Origin of the sequence: Stappia indica, assembly GCF_009789575.1 — a bacterium.
GTDB lineage: Bacteria > Pseudomonadota > Alphaproteobacteria > Rhizobiales > Stappiaceae > Stappia > Stappia indica_A.
This window is the reverse complement of the sequence record NZ_CP046908.1, coordinates 4,569,183-4,586,074: the sequence shown is the minus strand read 5'-3', so window position 1 is coordinate 4,586,074 and position 16,892 is coordinate 4,569,183. Positions and strand designations below refer to the sequence as shown.

At 66.9% G+C, this 16,892-nt stretch carries 14 protein-coding genes; 7 read left to right on the top strand and 7 right to left on the bottom strand.

The features are described from left to right. Positions 1–56: 56 nt before the first annotated feature. Complete coding sequence (locus GH266_RS21020; RefSeq protein ID WP_199270645.1) at positions 57–914, bottom strand: branched-chain amino acid aminotransferase; 858 nt, start codon at positions 912–914, stop codon at positions 57–59. Positions 915–1,385: 471 nt separating this feature from the next. Between GH266_RS21020 and GH266_RS21015 the strand changes: the two genes are divergently transcribed. After that, positions 1,386–2,066, top strand: coding sequence for a haloacid dehalogenase type II (locus tag GH266_RS21015; protein ID WP_158195577.1), 681 nt, complete (start codon positions 1,386–1,388; stop codon positions 2,064–2,066). 85 nt (positions 2,067–2,151) lie between these two features. Here GH266_RS21015 and GH266_RS21010 read toward each other — a convergent pair whose 3' ends face one another. Then, entirely contained in the window at positions 2,152–2,559 is a 408-nt protein-coding gene (locus GH266_RS21010; RefSeq protein WP_158195576.1) for a DUF4332 domain-containing protein, read from the bottom strand. A gap of 59 nt (positions 2,560–2,618) precedes the next feature. Then, positions 2,619–3,020, bottom strand: coding sequence for a DUF2267 domain-containing protein (locus GH266_RS21005; protein WP_158195575.1), 402 nt, complete (start codon positions 3,018–3,020; stop codon positions 2,619–2,621). Positions 3,021–3,167: 147 nt separating this feature from the next. On the opposite strand from GH266_RS21005, the gene GH266_RS21000 reads away from it, so the two are divergent. The 4 genes from GH266_RS21000 to GH266_RS20985 all read left to right on the top strand — a co-directional run bounded on the left by GH266_RS21000 (position 3,168) and on the right by GH266_RS20985 (position 9,462). After that, positions 3,168–4,724, top strand: a complete 1,557-nt coding sequence (locus GH266_RS21000; protein ID WP_158195574.1) for a helicase HerA-like domain-containing protein — start codon at positions 3,168–3,170, stop codon at positions 4,722–4,724. A 346-nt stretch (positions 4,725–5,070) separates the two neighbouring features. Then, positions 5,071–7,263, top strand: a complete 2,193-nt coding sequence (locus GH266_RS20995; RefSeq protein WP_158195573.1) for an inverse autotransporter beta domain-containing protein — start codon at positions 5,071–5,073, stop codon at positions 7,261–7,263. A 217-nt stretch (positions 7,264–7,480) separates the two neighbouring features. After that, a complete protein-coding gene (locus GH266_RS20990) occupies positions 7,481–8,872 on the top strand; it encodes a dipeptidase (RefSeq protein ID WP_158195572.1) in 1,392 nt (463 codons plus the stop codon). A gap of 8 nt (positions 8,873–8,880) precedes the next feature. Then, positions 8,881–9,462: an LOG family protein gene (locus GH266_RS20985; protein ID WP_158195571.1), complete on the top strand. Its 582-nt coding sequence runs from the start codon at positions 8,881–8,883 to the stop codon at positions 9,460–9,462. Positions 9,463–9,591: 129 nt separating this feature from the next. Here the strand turns inward: GH266_RS20985 and GH266_RS20980 are convergent, their stop codons facing one another. Then, positions 9,592–10,353, bottom strand: coding sequence for a helix-turn-helix transcriptional regulator (locus GH266_RS20980; RefSeq protein WP_209001499.1), 762 nt, complete (start codon positions 10,351–10,353; stop codon positions 9,592–9,594). A 565-nt stretch (positions 10,354–10,918) separates the two neighbouring features. Here GH266_RS20980 and GH266_RS20975 point away from each other — a divergent pair. Both GH266_RS20975 and GH266_RS20970 read left to right on the top strand, forming a co-directional pair. Next, positions 10,919–11,500, top strand: coding sequence for a DUF1131 family protein (locus GH266_RS20975; protein ID WP_158195570.1), 582 nt, complete (start codon positions 10,919–10,921; stop codon positions 11,498–11,500). Positions 11,501–11,617: 117 nt separating this feature from the next. Further along, positions 11,618–13,045, top strand: coding sequence for a TIGR03808 family TAT-translocated repetitive protein (locus tag GH266_RS20970; protein ID WP_158195569.1), 1,428 nt, complete (start codon positions 11,618–11,620; stop codon positions 13,043–13,045). A gap of 25 nt (positions 13,046–13,070) precedes the next feature. Here the strand turns inward: GH266_RS20970 and GH266_RS20965 are convergent, their stop codons facing one another. The 3 genes from GH266_RS20965 to GH266_RS20955 all read right to left on the bottom strand — a co-directional run bounded on the left by GH266_RS20965 (position 13,071) and on the right by GH266_RS20955 (position 16,863). Then, complete coding sequence (locus GH266_RS20965; RefSeq protein ID WP_158196339.1) at positions 13,071–14,096, bottom strand: asparaginase; 1,026 nt, start codon at positions 14,094–14,096, stop codon at positions 13,071–13,073. A gap of 5 nt (positions 14,097–14,101) precedes the next feature. Further along, positions 14,102–15,325: an aminotransferase gene (locus GH266_RS20960; protein WP_158196338.1), complete on the bottom strand. Its 1,224-nt coding sequence runs from the start codon at positions 15,323–15,325 to the stop codon at positions 14,102–14,104. Positions 15,326–15,477: 152 nt separating this feature from the next. Then, on the bottom strand, positions 15,478–16,863 hold the full coding sequence (locus tag GH266_RS20955) for a homospermidine synthase (protein ID WP_158196337.1): 1,386 nt from the start codon (positions 16,861–16,863) through the stop codon (positions 15,478–15,480). Positions 16,864–16,892 lie beyond the last annotated feature (29 nt).

Below are 16,892 nucleotides of genomic sequence, written 5' to 3'. Positions count from 1 at the left end.
ACGCAGCCTTCGCTGCACCACCGCTCCAATCATTCCGTCCGGTTCACGCGAAGCGCTCAACCGTGCGCGAACTCCCAATAGAGATCGCGGGCGCGCTGCGCGACCGGACCCGGCTGCAGCTCGCGATCCTCGATCCGCTTGACCGGGACAACCTTGTTGTAGTTGCCGGTCGAGAAGATCTCGTCGGCATCCAGGAAGTCGCCATAGCCGAGCGTGCGTTCGTAGACGTCCGTTCCGGCGTCGCGCAGCAGCTTGATGATGCGCTGGCGGGTGATGCCGTTGAGGAACGTGCCGTTCCAAGCGGGCGTGTGGACCGCCCCGTCCTTGACCATGAAGACGTTCGCGGTGGTCAGCTCCGCCACGTTACCGAGCATGTCGAGCACGATGGCATTGTCGAAGCCGCGGGACTTCGCCTCGACGATGGCCCGCGCGTTGTTCGGGTAGAGGCAGCCGGCCTTGGCGTTGACCGGCATGGTCTCCAGCGTCGGGCGGCGGAACGGCGACAGGGTCAGCGTGATCGCCGCATCCTTTGGCGCAAGCGCCGCCTCGAACAGGCACAGCGCGAAGCGCGTGGAGGCCGCATCGCCGGCGATGGTGCCGATGCCGTCGCCTTCCGCCCAGTACATCGGCTTCACGTAGACCGGCGTGTCCGGCGCGAACCGGGAGAGCCCGTCCTTGGTCAGCTCCATCATCTCACCGGCCTTCATCACCGGGTTGAGACCGAGGGCCACCGCGGAATCATTGAGACGCTGGCAGTGAAGATCGAGATCCGGCGTCACGCCCTCGAAGGCGCGCGCGCCGTCGAACACCGACGAGCCGAGCCATGCCGCGTGCGTGCGCGTGCCCATGATCGGGGCATTGCCCTCGATCCAGTTCCCGTCGATCCAGTTCCAGGTTTGCGACCACTCGCTCATCATCTGCTCCCGATCCGTCTTGGCGCGATTGGTGGGGATCGAACGCCCTTCGCCGGCGAAGGTCAAGGCCCTCCCGCACGCGCACGGGAAAAGGACCGAATTGTTCCGCTCAGTCGGCAGGACCGTCCAAATCGATCCCGTTTTGCCTGCAATCCGGAATGATGTTGCGCGCTTTTCGACCACGCGGCAGACCATCCATGGGCCGGCCCAGGACTTCAAGTTCCCCTTAAGTTCTTATGCCGCAACGACAGGTTCCGGGGAGGAATGTCGGCGAAACCTGACCCCAAACCCGTGCGCGACCGCTCGCCGGGAAGCGCGCATGGCGCGTTCTGAGCCGGCTTCTTGTGCGGCGCACAAGAAGCCTTGACCTAGGGCCGGGTTGGCTGTTTGCTTGGCAGGTGAACAAAATTGCGGCAACGCCGCCAGAGGGCTCCCGATACCGGGCGCTCCACCCGCCAAGGCCCCAAGCCCATGTCCCACTCCGCGACCCGTCCCGTCTCCGCCTATGTCTTCGATGCCTATGGCACGCTGTTCGACGTGCACGCCGCAGTACGCCGCCATGCCGGCGATCTCGGCCCGGAGGCGGTCAGCCTGTCGACCCTGTGGCGTCAGAAGCAGCTGGAATATTCCTGGACGCGGGCCCTGATGGGCCGCTACCTCGATTTCTGGTCGCTGACCGAGCAGGCGCTCGACACGGCGATGGCGATGACGGGCAAGAGCGACTCGGACCTGCGCCAGCGGCTGCTCGACGCCTACTGGAAGCTCGACTGCTACCAGGAAGTGCCGACCGTGCTGAAGCGGCTCAAGGACGACGGCAACCGGCTGGCGATCCTGTCCAACGGCTCGCCGGCGATGCTGGAGGCCGCCGTGCGCGCCGCCGGGATCGAGGACCTGCTCGACGAGGTGTTCTCGACCGACCTGCTGAAGACCTACAAGACCCGGCAGGACGTCTACGAGCTGGTGACCAACCACTTCCGCATCTATCCCGAGGCGGTCTCGTTCCAGTCGTCCAACCGCTGGGACATCGCAGGCGCCACCGCCTTCGGTTTCCGCAGCGTGTGGATCAACCGCATCGGCGCCGCCGACGAGTATTCGGACCTGCCGCCGACGGCCGTCCTGGCCGATCTGCAGGGCCTGCTGGCGCTGAGCTGAGGCGAGCGCGAGCCGCTTTCCAGAAACGAAAACGCTCCGGCCCGCCAGGGACCGGAGCGTTTGAAATCCGGCGGACCGGGATCCGTCAGTAGGTCATGACCGCCGGCAGGTCCTTTGCCTGCGCGACCCACTTCTCCACCGCGGACTCGCTGGGAAGCTGACGAACGAGTTTCTTGGCCTCGTTCACGTCCTTCATCTTGGCATGAAGGTTGGCCGGCACCCGGTGCTTGAGCTCCTTCACCGTGTCGACGCCGGCGGCCTCGAGCAGTTCGGAATATTCCTCGCCGACGCCGCTGATGCGCATCAGGTCGGCCATGTTGGCCCACTTGAGGATGCGCTTGTCGTCGATCCCGGTCTCCTCGGCCAGCGCCTTGCGGCCCTTGGGATCCTTCGCCCGCTCCAGATAGGCCTCGGTGGTCCTGATGCCGACCGCCTGCAGCTTCTCGGCATAGGCAGGGCCGATACCCTCAATCTCGTCAATGGAATAGGACATCTCGCACCTCCAGACTTGCCCGGCACCGACCGCCGGGCTTCAAGATAAGCTTCTGCGCCTCACAGCACCTGTCCAAGGCCGGGGATCGACGCGACCAGCCGGTCGACGACATCGTCGCCGGCGCGTTCGCGGGCAGCCTGCACAAGCTCGCGCGTGACGGCCTGCACCTCGCCCATGTCGAGGCCCGTGTTGGTCAGCTCGTTGAGGGCAGCCATTGCTCCCATTCCCCCACCGATGCTGCCGCCGAGCTTTCCGGCAAGGCTGCCGAGCAGCCCGCCGCCGCCACCGCCGCCCTGCTCCGCCATGAGCTGGGAGGCGCCGGGCAAGGCAGCCAGAACCTGGGCGACCGCATCCGGCGGGCCGTCGCGGTCGAGGAACTTGAGGATGATGCCGATCGCCTGGCGTGCGAGATCCTCGCGGATGCCGGCAGCCGCAGCGACGCGGCCGATGAGTTCGTCCATGTGTCCCCCGAGGAATCATCTGGCGTTCGACTGATAATCTGGCACGAGAGCGCGCATCGCGACAACCGCTATACACAGCGCGATCCGCGGGTTACATGGTTTTTCGGCGCGCCGGAGGGGCCGGCGACGGCAGCGGAGGCGCACGAAGTGCAGGACGCAGACAAGATCTTCATCGGCGCTTCGGAAAAGCCGGAGTATCTGACGCTGAAGCTTGCCAACCGGCATGGCCTGATCACCGGCGCCACTGGCACCGGCAAGACCGTGTCGCTGCAGATCCTCGCGGAAGGCTTTTCCAACGCCGGCGTCCCGGTTTTCTGCGCCGATGTGAAGGGCGACCTGTCCGGCATCGCCGCCAGCGGCGAGAAGAAGGACTTCCTCGAAAAGCGCGCCGCGCAGATCGGCTTCACGGACGACTACATCTACGAGGACTTCCCGACCATCTTCTGGGACCTGTTCGGCGAGCAGGGACACCCGATCCGCGCCACGGTCTCCGAAATGGGGCCGCTGCTTCTTGCCCGGCTGATGGACCTCAATCCGACGCAGGAAGGCGTCCTCAACGTCGCCTTCGAACTGGCCGACGACGAGGGCCTGCTGCTGCTCGACCTGAAGGACCTGCAGGCCCTGCTTGCGCATGTGTCCGAGCGCGCATCGGAGCTGTCGCGCGTCTACGGCAATGTCTCGAAGGCCTCGGTCGGCGCAATCCAGCGCCAGCTCCTGGTTCTGGATCGCCAGGGGGGCGATGCCTTCTTCGGCGAGCCGGCGCTCGACATCCGCGACATGATGCGCACCACGCGCGACGGGCGCGGCGTGGTTTCGGTGCTGGCCGCCGACAAGCTGATGGGCGCGCCGCGCCTCTATGCGACCTTTCTGCTGTGGCTGCTGTCCGAGCTGTTCGAGGAACTGCCCGAAGTGGGCGACCCGGAAAAGCCGCGGTTGGTCTTCTTCTTCGACGAGGCGCATCTGCTGTTTTCCGAGGCGCCCAAGGCGCTGCTGGAAAAGGTCGAGCAGGTGGTCCGGCTGATCCGCTCCAAGGGTGTCGGCGTCTACTTCGTCACGCAGAACCCGCTCGACGTGCCCGAGACCGTCCTGGCGCAGCTCGGCAACCGGGTGCAGCATGCGCTGCGCGCCTATACCCCGCGCGAGCAGAAGGCCGTTCGCGCGGCGGCGGAAACCTTCCGTCCCAACCCGGACCTCGACACCGAGCGCACCATCATGGAGCTGGGCGTCGGCGAGGCGCTGGTCTCGGTGCTGGAGGGCAAGGGCATTCCCTCCATCGTCCAGCGAACCCTCGTCCGCCCGCCCTCCTCCCGCCTTGGCCCGATCACCGAGGCCGAGCGCCGCGAGATCATCGCCATGAGCCCGGTCGGTCATCTCTACGACGAGACCGTGGATCGCGATTCCGCCTTTGAGGTGCTCAAGCGCCGGGCCGACGAGGCGGCGCGGATGGAGGAACGCCAGCAGGCGCGCGAGGAACAGGAGACCGCACGGCGCGGTGCGCCCCGGCGCACCCGCTCCGGCTTCGAGCTCCCCGACTTCGGCACCTCGCCTGCCCCGGCACCCAGCCGCAGCCGGACCAGGTCCAGCCGCTCGCGCTCCGACAGCGTGGCGGATGCCGCCGTGAAATCGGTGGTGCGCTCGCTCGGCTCCGCGCTCGGCCGCGCGCTGGCACGCGGCGTCCTGGGGTCGATCAAACGCGGCTTCTAGGCCTTCTCCCGGCGGTTCGCGCTGAACTCTCCACAGATCGTTTTTCGGCTTTGCGGCGGCTCATTCCTCTTCGCCGCGACGGCAGTTGCCCGCTTGCCCCCGGCAAAAAGCCGGAGGCCCTGCGCATTAAAACATGACTAATTGACTCGTGTTTTTGCGGGGCCTATGCCTGCCCCATCGAGCCACCCGACAGGCTGGTTCCCGAGATCCGGTTCGCCCGAGCAAGCGCACGCAGCCAGGCAGGACTCGTCCCAACATATCCAACGACAGACCGCGCGGGCGACCGCGCCGCGACCGTGCCTGCGCGCCCGGCGCTGCGCCTCCGCCTGCCCGGAAAAGGTGAGGCATGACGTCAAGCAGATCGAAGCTCCTGCGCGCCACCGCGCTGTCCACTGCGCTGTGCGGTCTCCTTCTTGCCCCGGCAATTGCCAGCGCCCAGCAGGCTGATCCTGCCGGGGTCGGCGCGCCCCTGTGGGGTCCGCATCTGGAAGTCGGCGGCAAGGCGGGAACGACCGGCCGCTCCAGCACCGGCGAGACGACCCTGTTCGTACCGCTGTTCCAGACCTTCGACCGGCTGATCTACACCGACATTCGCGGCACGTTCGGCGCGTCCGGCTCGCAGGAAGTCAATGCCGGTCTCGGTATCCGCCAGATCATCGACAACCGCTGGATCGTTGGCGCCTACGGTTTCCTCGACTACCGCCGCTCGCAATACAACAATCACTTCCTGCAGGTGACGCTCGGCGCCGAGCTGATGACCGAGCACTTCAACCTGCGCGCCAACGCCTATCTGCCGGTCGGCGAGACGACGCACCAGCTCGCATCCCACGACACGGCACGTGTCGGCGCCGCCTCGATCACCGTGCGCGGCGGCGAGGAGCGCGCGATGCGCGGCCTCGACATCGAGGCCGGCGCACTGACCGGTCTCAGCCTGCTGGGCAACGGGCGCGACGAGTTCTGGGTGCATGGCGGCGGCTATGCCTTCTGGGAAGACAAGGCGGAGACGGTCTGGGGACCGCGCGTACGCGCCGAGTACCGGATGAACGATGTCCTGTTCGAGGGCAGCCGCGTCAGCCTGCTCGCCGAATACCAGTACGACAATCCGCGCGGCTCGCAGGGCTTCTTCGGCGCCCGGCTGCGCCTGCCCCTGCAGCGCGTGATCGGCGGGGAAGAGCGCGGCACGCGCCTGACCGCGCTTCAGCGGCGGATGACCGAGACGGTGGTTCGCGACGTGGACGTGGTAACCCAGGCCGGAGCCTTCGGAGCCGAGGTGACGGGTGTCGACGCCCGCACGGGCGCGACGCTCGACAACCTGGTGGTGATCGACCCGGCAACGGGCGATGTCGGGCAGGCCATCGGGACGGCCGCCCCCGGCCAGCAGGTCTTCGTCAACGGCAACGGTACGGTCATCGAGATCGACGACACCATCACCCTTGCCGCCAACCAGCGCGTTGCCGGCGCGTTCGACGTGCGCAACCCCTTGACCGGCCGCATCCTTCGCGTCGGCGACACCCGCCTGCACGGCAGCGACGCGACGCGCGACCTTTTCGCGATGGCGGACGATACGACGCTGTCCGGCTTTGCGCTGTCCGGCGGCCGCACGGCGGTTGCATCCGACGGCGCCAGCCGGGTGACGCTCACCGATCTCCGCATCTCGAACGTGGCCGGCACCGGCATCAATTTCCAGAACGGTTCGGGCCTCACGGTGGCCCGCGTCGACCTGTCGGAGATCGCCTTCGACACGGCGGATGGTTTCAGCAACTTCAGCCCGGAAGACACTGAGGTCGGCGTCGGCATCCGCCTCAACCGGGCCAGCCACGTCACGGTCGAGGATGTGACCGCCGACCGGGTTGGGATGGGCATCTTCGCCAATGTCTCGCAGGACCTCACCTTCGCGAATGTCGACATCTCGAACACGGCGAAGGAGGGACTGGTGTTCCACTATGTCCACCGCGCCGATCTCGACGCCGTCGACATCGCCCAAACCACTGCGGACGGTGCCGCCTTCGTCGCCTCCGGCGAGATAGGCTACCGCAACTCGGTGCTGACCGGCATCGGCGCGCTGCCGAGCCTCGGCGTGCGCAGCGGCATCAACATCAGCTCGTTCAGCGGCGACTGGTCGATCATCGTCGGTTCGGAGTCCAACCACGGCTACGACTTCAGCAACCTGACCATCGATGGTGCCACCAACAGCGGCATGATGATCATGGGCATCCGCGACTCCAGCTTCACCGATATCTCGATCTCCAACGTCGACATTATCGGCATCCAGCTGATGCAGATGCTGAACCCGTCCGACGCGCTGCGCTTCGACAATATCGGGATCGACCAGGCGGGTCGGGCCGGCTTCTGGCTGATGGGCGATTTCGAGAACCTCAACGGTTCCGTGAGCGTCACCGGAACGCCCGAAGCTTGCGGGCGCTCGCCCTTCATGCCGGCGAGCCTGACGCAGTCGGCGGGCAACGCCTTCGTCGTCAACGGCGCGGAAATTACCAATGCAAACGTGACGAGCGCCTGCGCGCCCGTCAACAACTACTAAGACGCCTATGAGGCGCCGCCGCGTTCGCGCGGCGGCCCATCCACAAGCGGCCGCCTCCCCGGCCCCAGGGCGCGGCGCGTTCCCCGATAAGGGGCCGTGCCGCGCCTTGCCTTGACCGCCGATCTGTGTCCATGCTGGGCTCCCTCACCAGCGCGCCGGCCGCAGTCCTTGCCATGGTCTGTCGGCCCGCGGGCATCCTTCACAGCGGAGCCCCACCATGTCCGATCTCGACCGGGTCCTGTCTCGAATCGACTCCGATTTCGACAACTCGCTCGCCCGTCTCTTCGACCTCGTTCGCATCAAGAGCATTTCCACCGACCCGGCCTTCAAGAGCGACTGCCGGCAGGCCGCCGACTGGCTGGCACGCGAGCTGACGGCCCTCGGCATTCCGGCGAGCGTACGCGACACGAACGGGCATCCGATGGTGGTCGGCCACCGCAAGGAAGACGGCAAGGCGGGACCGCACGTTCTGTTCTACGGCCACTACGACGTCCAGCCGGTCGACCCGCTCGACCTGTGGGAGCGCGATCCGTTCGACCCGGCCGTCGTGACCCGCCCCGACGGTTCCAAGATGATCGTTGCCCGCGGCTCCGCGGACGACAAGGGCCAGCTGATGACCTTCGTCGAGGCCGCCCGTGCGTGGATCGCAGAGACCGGCGGGCTTCCGGTTTCCGTCTCCGTGCTACTGGAGGGCGAGGAGGAGTCCGGTTCGCCCTCGCTTCATCCGTTCCTGACCGCCAACAAGGACGAACTCTCCTGCGATCTCGCGCTGGTGTGCGACACCGGCATGTGGGATCGCCAGACGCCCGGCATCACCACCATGCTGCGCGGCCTCGTGGGGGAGGAGATCACGATCACCGCCGCCGACAAGGACCTGCATTCGGGCATGTATGGCGGTGCCGCCCGCAACCCGCTGCATGTGCTCGCCGACATCCTCGCAGGACTGCACGACGAGACCGGAAAGGTCACGCTGCCTGGCTTCTATGACGGCGTCATCGAGATGCCCGAGGACGTGCGCGCGCTGTGGGACAAGCTCGGCTTCGACCACGAGGCCTTCCTCGGCGGCGTCGACCTGAAATATCCGGCCGGCGAGAAGGACCGCACCGCGCTGGAGCAGATCTGGACGCGTCCGACCTGCGAGATCAACGGCGTGTGGGGCGGCTACAACGGTGCCGGCTTCAAGACCGTCATCGCCTCGCAGGCCCACGCGAAGATCTCGTTCCGCCTCGTCGGCGACCAGGACCCGGAGAAGGTGCGCGCTGCCTTCCGCGCCTATGTGGAAGCCAAGCTCCCGGCCGACTGCACCGTCACGTTCCACAAGCACGGCGGCAGCCCGGCCCTGCGCCTGCCCTTCGACAGCCCCGCGCTGGCCAAGGGCCGCAAGGCTCTGTCCGACGAGTGGGGCCGCGAGGCTGCGCTGATCGGCTGCGGCGGGTCCATTCCCATCGTCGGCGACTTCAAGACCATGCTCGGCATGGACTCGCTGCTGATCGGCTTCGGCCTCGACGACGACCGGGTGCACTCGCCCAACGAGAAGTACGAAATGACCAGCTATCACAAGGGCATCCGCTCCTGGGCCCGCGTGCTCGACGAACTGGCGAAGGGCTGATTGCGACGATGAAGTCTATCTGCGTTTTCTGCGGCTCCAGCATGGGAGCCAAGCCGGCCTATCGCGAGGCCGCCATCGCCACCGGTGAAGCCATTGCCCGCTCCGGCCGCAGGCTCGTCTATGGCGGGGCGAAGGTCGGGCTGATGGGCGCGGTCGCCGACGGCGCCCTGGCGGCCGGCGGCGAGGTCGTCGGCGTGCTGCCGCTCTCCCTGCAGGAGAAGGAGCTCGCCCATGCCGGCCTCACCGAGCTGCACATCGTCGCCTCCATGCACGAGCGCAAGGCGATGATGGCCGACTTCTCCGACGGGTTCATCGCCCTGCCCGGCGGCGCCGGCACGCTGGAGGAGCTGTTCGAGATCTGGACCTGGGGACAGCTCGGCTATCACCGCAAGCCCTGCGGCCTCCTCAATGTCGACGGGTTCTACGACGGCTTGCTGACTTTCCTGGATCTGCAGCGCGACGAGGAATTCGTGAAGCCGGTGATGCGCGACATGGTTCTGGTGGCAAGCGAGCCGGCGGAGCTGATCGCCAGGTTCGAGGGCTACGAGCCGCCGGCGACGCCGAAGTGGATCAAGCGCGACGAGACCTGACGCCTCGCCTGCTGCGCTCCGCAGCAGCGCCAGGGACGTGAAACGAAAACGGCCACCCGGACAGATCGCCCGGGTGGCCGTTTTTTGTTTCCCCGGCCGGCTAAATGCCGGCGTGCCGTCCGTTTCCGGTCAGAGCCGGATCTGGCCGTAGCGCAGCGCCTCGACCACGGTATGCGTCTTGTTGGAGGCGTTGAGCTTGGCGCTGGCATTCTGCAGATGCGCGTGCACCGTCCGCTGCGAGATGTCGAGCAGGCCGGCGATGTCGCTCGCGGTCTTGCCGAGCGCGGTGAGCTCCAGCACCCGCCGCTCGCGAGCCGAGAGATCGCCCGGGCGCTGCGTCGACAGGACGCCGAGATCGATCAGCCGGCGGAAGGCGGTGTTGCAGATCAGCTCGAGATTGGACAGTTCCACCGAGCCCGCATCGAGATGCGCGCCGCCGCCCATCACCACCGCCTGGAAGGGGTGCGTCTCGGTCACCGGCACCACCACCACGCGGGTTTCGCCGCCGAGCGATGCGAAGAGCTCGGAATGCTCCATGTCGCCCACCGTCACGTCCCAGACGAATGCCCGGTTGCGCATCAGGCCCAGCATCAGCGCGCCGTCCTCGGTGTCGAGGTCGCTGCGCTCGATGCCGCCGGCCCGCTCGTCCGCCCAGCGGAAACGATGGACCAGGCCGTCGATCGGCCGGTTCGGCATCGGCAACCCGGTCACCAGGATATGCGTCGCGCCCAGCCTGCGCAGCTGAGCCTCGACGATGTCGAGAACATGCTTGCCCGTCTGTGCTTCGGCAATCGCCGCCGCCTTGGACTGCGTCTCCATCGGGTCGGCCATCTCTTCCCTGCCTTTCGTCCTGAGAGCCTCGCCTGCTCGCGGCTTGGCATCTTCACCCATGCATACACTCGCAAATTGCGCCAGTTTGAGGGCCGGCACCCGCCGCAAGGGCATTTCCCACTCGGCAAGCCCGTCAAACTTACAAGAGCACCACCGTCCCTCAGGCGTCTCTTCCCTGTCAGAATTTTCCCCGCCTCGGCGGGATCCCGGCATGAAATCGACTGAAAACCACCTGAAGCAGACACCCTCTCCCTCCCCGAAGGGACGTCCGCAGCGGTCTCCCGAATCCTGACGGGGCAACTGCCCCCGAGTACCCCAATCAGACCATGGAACGCCGGAGCTCTGCAACCCTCTGTTACCAATAGTTTTTACTGCAACGAAAGAAAAGAGCCGGAGGCCGTTCGCAATTCCCTGCCTTCTCCACCTTTTTCAGTCGCCGGACGACCCGCAGGCGTGAAACCGGGCGAGATTGCCGCAGGAAGTACTGTCAGTTTCGCGAGGGGCAATCTCGTCAGGGTGGCCACCCGCTCCGGAACGACCGAGACACCGCCCCCGCAGGGGTTCCTTGCCGGGCTCATGAGTGCTATCTGCCGGTCCGGGCACAGTCGAGGAGATCCGATTCACGATGAGACTTTCACGTTCCGCCCTCTTCCTTCTCCTGCCTCTGCTTGCCGCCTGCTCGCCGACGCTCGACGGCGACACCGTCGGCTCGATCCGCACGCCCGGCCCGCAGGTCCAGATCACCGAAGCCGGCGCCGGCGGCATCACCGCCGAAACGCCCTACTCTGAAAAGGCGATCGCCGCGGCCCTGCCCGGCTTCACCACCGAGGGTTTCCAGGCGGCCACCGAAGACAAGACCGAGTGGGCGATCGGCGCCTACAACGCCGAAGGCTTCCAGGTCCTGCATTTCTACAAGGGCAGCAACGGCAAGCTGCGAGAAATGCACGGCGTGACCCACCATCTGCAGGGTCCCAACGGCGAGCGTATCGGCATGACCTTCGCCGATATCGGCACCTCGCGCGGCGACTGCCGCGTCGGCCGCAACCTGTGGCGCGGCATGGCGATCTGCAAGGCACGCGGTGCCAGCAACGTCACGCTCGTCTACGCGATCCCGCAATATCCCGGCCCCTTCGACCAGTTGGCGCCGAGCGACCAGCTGCGCGAGGCCGTTCTGCAGCGGATCATCTGGACCCCCGGACGCGCCTGATCCCTTTTCCGCCGAAGCCATGAGCACCCGTCCCGTTTCGGGACGGGCCGTTCGGCATGCCGTTTGCGTTGCAGGCGGCGGGGAGAGTGGATGGGCATGAAACGGGACAGGCAACACATGGCATCGCCATTTGAGGCGCGGGATCGCCGCGCGCAATCCGGGCCGACACGGCGCGGACTTCTGCGCGGCGGGCTGGCGCTTGCCGGTCTCGTTTCACCCCTTCTCCTGCCGCAGGCCGCAAGACCGGCCGCCGCGGCGGTGCGTGTCGCCGATCTGCGCGGCACCATCGAGGCGAGCGAATTCGGCATCCGGCCGGGCGCTGCCGACGATCAGAGCGCCCTGATGCAGCAGGCCATCGATGCGGCAGCGGAGCGCGGGCGGGCGCTGTTCCTGCCCGGCGGGCGCTATACGGTCGCCAACCTTCGCCTTCCTTCCGGCACCCGCCTCGTCGGCCTGGCCGGCCAGACCCGTCTCGACTATCAGGGCGGCGGGCATCTCATGTTCGCGCAAGGGCCCGGCACCATCGGCATGGAGGGAATCCATTTCGACGGCGACAACCGGCTGCTCGGCGAGTACACGCCCGCCCTGCTGCACTTTGCCGATGTCGACGACCTCCTGATCGAAGGCTGCACCATCACCGGCAGCTCGCAGGCCGGCCTGGCGCTGGACCGCTGCGGCGGGCGCGTCGTCGGCAACACGATCTCGGGCGCGCGCACGGCCGGACTGCGCTCCATCGAGGCGCGCGGCCTGTCGATCACCGACAACCACGTCCACGACTGCGCCAATGCCGGCATCTTGGTGCATCGCTGGAGCGAGGGCGAGGATGGCAGCATCGTCTCCGGCAACCGGGTCGAGCGGATCTCCGCCCGCGACGGCGGCACCGGGCAGAACGGCAACGGCATCAACATCTTCCGCGCCCACGGTGTCGTCGTACGCGGCAACCGCATCGCCGATTGCGCCTTCTCGGCGATCCGCTCCAACAGCGGCTCCAATGTGCTGATCGAGGGCAATTCGTGCCTGCGCTCGGGCGAGACCGCGATCTATTCGGAGTTCGCCTTCCAGGGCGCAGTGATCGCCGACAATCTGGTCGACGGCGGTGCCATAGGCATTTCCATCGCTAATTTCCTGGACGGCGGCCGGCTTGCCACCTGCTCCGGCAATCTCATCCGCAACATCGCCGATACCGGCCCCTATCCGGCGGAAGTGCAGGGCTTCGGCATCGGCATCGCGGTCGAGGCCGACACGGCGGTCACCGGCAATGTGGTGGAAAAGGCCGCGCGCTTCGGCCTCCACATGGGTTGGGGGCCTTACCTGCGCGATGTCAGCATCGCGTCCAACGTCATCCGCGATTGTCCGGTGGGCGCGGCGGTGACCGTGGTGGAAGGCGCCGGCGCGGCACTGATTTCCGGCAACATCTTCTCCGGCACGCCGGGCGGCGCCGTCGTCGGCCATCGCTGGAAGGAAGCGGTCACCGGCGATCTGACGCGGCCGGGCGCGGCCGATGGGTTCGGCCACCTTGCCATTCAGGGCAACATGGTTCGGTAGAACTGGTTGAACCAGACAATCGCCGTCAGGCGATGCTTCTCAGCGGCGCAAAGGCCTCGGCAACCGCATGAATGCTGCCGACAGGCCTGCCGTTCCAGTTGGCGAGCGGCGGGGCGAGCCAGGGGCGCAGCGCCTTCGCCTCGTCGTCGTCGAGTTCCAGCAAGGCATCGATGACGGCAGCCATCATCGTCTCGGCCGCGCGCGTTGCACCGTCATCGCATTTCAGCGCAATGCCAAGGCCGAGCTCGGGGATGGCCGCAATAAAGACGCCCTCGGCGCCGGTCTTGACGAAGACCCGCCCACCGAGCGCGCCCATCACCTCGGTGCAGAAACGCCCCGTACCGGCGACCATGAAGGGATGGTCGACGCAGGCATTGTAAAGCCGCTCGGCAGCCTGTGCGCGCAAGGGCTGAAGCCCCTCACCCGTGCCGAAACAGGCAAAGGCGCGCGCGAGCGGCGCCAGCGGCATCGCATAGGTGGGGATCGAACACCCGTCGGTGCCGCGTGCCATCGAGGAAAGATCGATGCCGGCCATCTGCTCAATGGCCGCCCGCACCTCGAGCTGTACCGGATGGTCCGGCTCGACATAGCCGCGCGTCGGTGCCCCGAGCGTGCGGGCAAGGCCGAGGAAGCCGGCATGCTTGCCCGAGCAGTTGTTGTGAAGCGGACAGGGCGTGGCATCCGTCCGGTGAAGAACGGCGACATCCTCCATCCGCCGCGGCCACTGGCTGCCGCATTCCAGCGCGTCCTCGTCGAGGCCGGCCTTCATCAGCATCACCCGGGCAGCACTGACATGCACCTCCTCGCCATTGTGCGAGGAACAGGCGAGCGCAAGTTCGGCATTGTCGAGGTCGAGCGCTTCGGCCGCCCCGGATTCCACCAGCGGCAGGGCCTGCAGCGCCTTAACGGCCGAGCGCGGGAAGACCGGGCGCTGATGGTCGCCAAGCGCGGCAACGACGTGGCCGGCAGCGTCGACCACCGCAAGCGCGCCGCGATGGCGGCTTTCCACCGCATCGCCGCGCAGCACTTCCACCAGGACCGGGTTTTCCATCTCGCTCAAGCCTTCTCGGCAGCCACCTGAAGGGAACCGGGTGCAGACAGGACGGCGGAGGCGCCGCCGCGGGCCGACAGGAAGGCGTCCAGCCGTTCCAGGGCCCCGTCCAGCACCTCATCCTTCTTGCAGAAGCAGAAGCGCACGAAATTGGTCGGCGCGTCGGCAACGTAAAAGGCCGAGACCGGCACGGCGGCAACGCCCGCCTCTTCCACCAGCTGGCGGCAGATATCGACATCGGTGCCCTGCAGGCCGAGGGTCGAGACGTCGCAGGTCAGGAAGTAGGTACCCTCGCAGGGCAGCACGCCGAAGCCGAGAGCCGCAAGCCCGCTGGCGAAGCGGTCGCGCTTGGCCTGCATCTCGTCGCGCAGGGTGAGGAAGTAGCTGTCTTCCTTGCCAAGTCCGTAGGCCACCGCCTTCTGCAGGTTGGGCGGCGTCGTGAAGGTGACGAACTGGTGCGCCTTGGCGATCGGATCGAGCAGGTTCGGCGCGGCCGTGACATAGCCGACCTTCCAGCCGGTCAGCGAGAAGGTCTTGCCGGCCGAGCCGATGCGCACCGCACGCTCGCGCATGCCAGGGAACGCCATCAGCGGCAGGTGCTGGCGCCCGTCGAACAGCAGATGCTCGTAGACCTCGTCGCAGATCGCATAGACGCCGTGCTCGATGCACAGCCGGGCGATCGCGGCCAGTTCGTCTTCTCCGAACACCTTGCCGGCCGGATTCATCGGATTGTTGATGAGGATCGCCTTGGTGTTCTCGGTGAAGGCATCGGCCAGCTTGCCGAGGTCGAGCTTCCAGTGCGGCGGCGTGACGCGCAGACGCACCGGGATGCCGCCCGCACGCTTCACCAGCGGCAGGTAGCAGTCGTAGAGCGGCTCGATGAGGATGACCTCGTCGCCCGGCTCCAGCAGGGCCAGCAGCACGTCGGCCAGCGCCTCGGTCGCGCCCGAGGTGACCATGACCTCGCTCTGCCAGTCGACATCGAGATCGTAGAAACGCTTGGTCGAGGCGGCGACCGCCTGGCGCAGCTCCGGCAGGCCCAGCATCGGCGGATACTGGTTCGGGCCGGCCATCAGCGCATCGGCCGCGACCTGGCGCACGTCCTGCGGCCCGTCCACATCCGGAAAGCCCTGACCCAGATTGATCGCACCGTTGGCGATGGCGAGCCGCGACATGGTCTCGAAGATCGTCGTCGGCAGTCCGGTGAAGACAGGATTGGTCGGCTTCATGGCGTGCTTGCGTTCCCACATGGCGACTTTGTCCGGGGTTTGTAGCCATTCGCGGCGGCTGCGTCGAGTGAGGATGCGCGAACGGCCCGCGCCGGCCTCCCGCTGGGGAAGATCGGCACGGGCCGTCGGGACGTCCGGATCGCGGTGCGAGGTCAGCGCACCAGGATGTTGCGGAACTGCCAGGGATCGCTCTCGTCGAGGTCCTCGGGGAAGAAGCCCGGACGATCGGTGAGCGGCGTCCAGTCGGTGTAGTAGCCCTTGACCGGGCCGAGATAGGGACGCTGAACCTCGAGGCAGCGCCGATAGTCCATCTCGTCGGCCTCGACGATGCCCTCGTTCGGGTTCTCCAGCGCCCAGACCATGCCGGCAAGCACGGCCGAGGTCACCTGCAGGCCCGTCGCGTTCTGGTAGGGCGCGATTTCGCGGGTCTCCTCGATGGAGAGCTGCGAGCCGTACCAGTAGGCGTTCTTCTCGTGGCCGTAGAGCAGCACGCCGAGCTCGTCGATACCGTCGACGATCTCGTCCTCGGCCAGAACGTGCAGGGTCTCCTGCATCTTGCCGGCGGCGCCGAACAGCTCGTGCAGAGACAGCACCGCGTCGTTGGCCGGGTGGTAGGCGTAGTGGCAGGTCGGACGGTAGACGACCTTGCCGTCCTCCTTCAGCGTGAAGAAGTCGGCGATGGAGATCGACTCGTTATGGGTGACGAGGAAGCCGTACTGGGCACCCGGCGTCGGGCACCAGGTGCGCACGCGGGTGTTGGCGCCCGGCTGCTCCAGGTAGATCGCCGCCTTGCAGCCCTTCTTGTGCTTGCGGGCGTTCTTCGGCATCCACTTCTCGTGCGTGCCCCAGCCCAGCTCGGACGGCTGGAAGCCCTCGGAGAGGAAACCCTCGACCGACCAGGTGTTCCAGAACGCGCCCATCGGCTTCGGCTTCTTGGCCCGCTGGGTGTCGCGCTCGGCGATGTGCACGCCCTTGACGCCGACCTTCTTCATCAGCTTCGCCCAACCCTTGCGGTTGGTCGGCTCCTCGAACTTGGCACCGGTGTCGCGGGCGATGTCGACCAGCGCCTGCTTGACGAACCAGGAGACCATGCCGGGGTTGGCACCGCAGCAGGAGACGGCCGTCGTGCCGCCCGGGTTCTTCTTCTTCTCGCGGCGCACGGTCTCGCGCAGCGCGTAGTTGGTGCGCGAGGCGTTGTCGGCGTTCTCGTCGAAGTAGAAGCCGAGCCACGGCTCGACGACGGTGTCGATGTAGAGGACGCCGAGCTCGCGGCAGAGCTTCATCAGGTCCAGCGAGGAGGTGTCGACCGAAAGATTGACGCAGAAGCCCTGGCCCTCGCCCTCGGTGAGCAGCGGCGACAGGACGTCACGGTAATTGTCCTTGGTGATCGCTTCCTTGAGGAACTTGTAGCCGCGGTCGTCGACCAGCTTGCGGTCGGCATCGACCGGGTCGATCACCGTCACGCGCGAGGCATCGAAGCGGAAATGGCGCTCGATCAGCGGCAGGGTGCCCTTGCCGATGGAGCCGAAGCCGATCATCACGATCGGGCCGGAAATGGTGCCGTGAA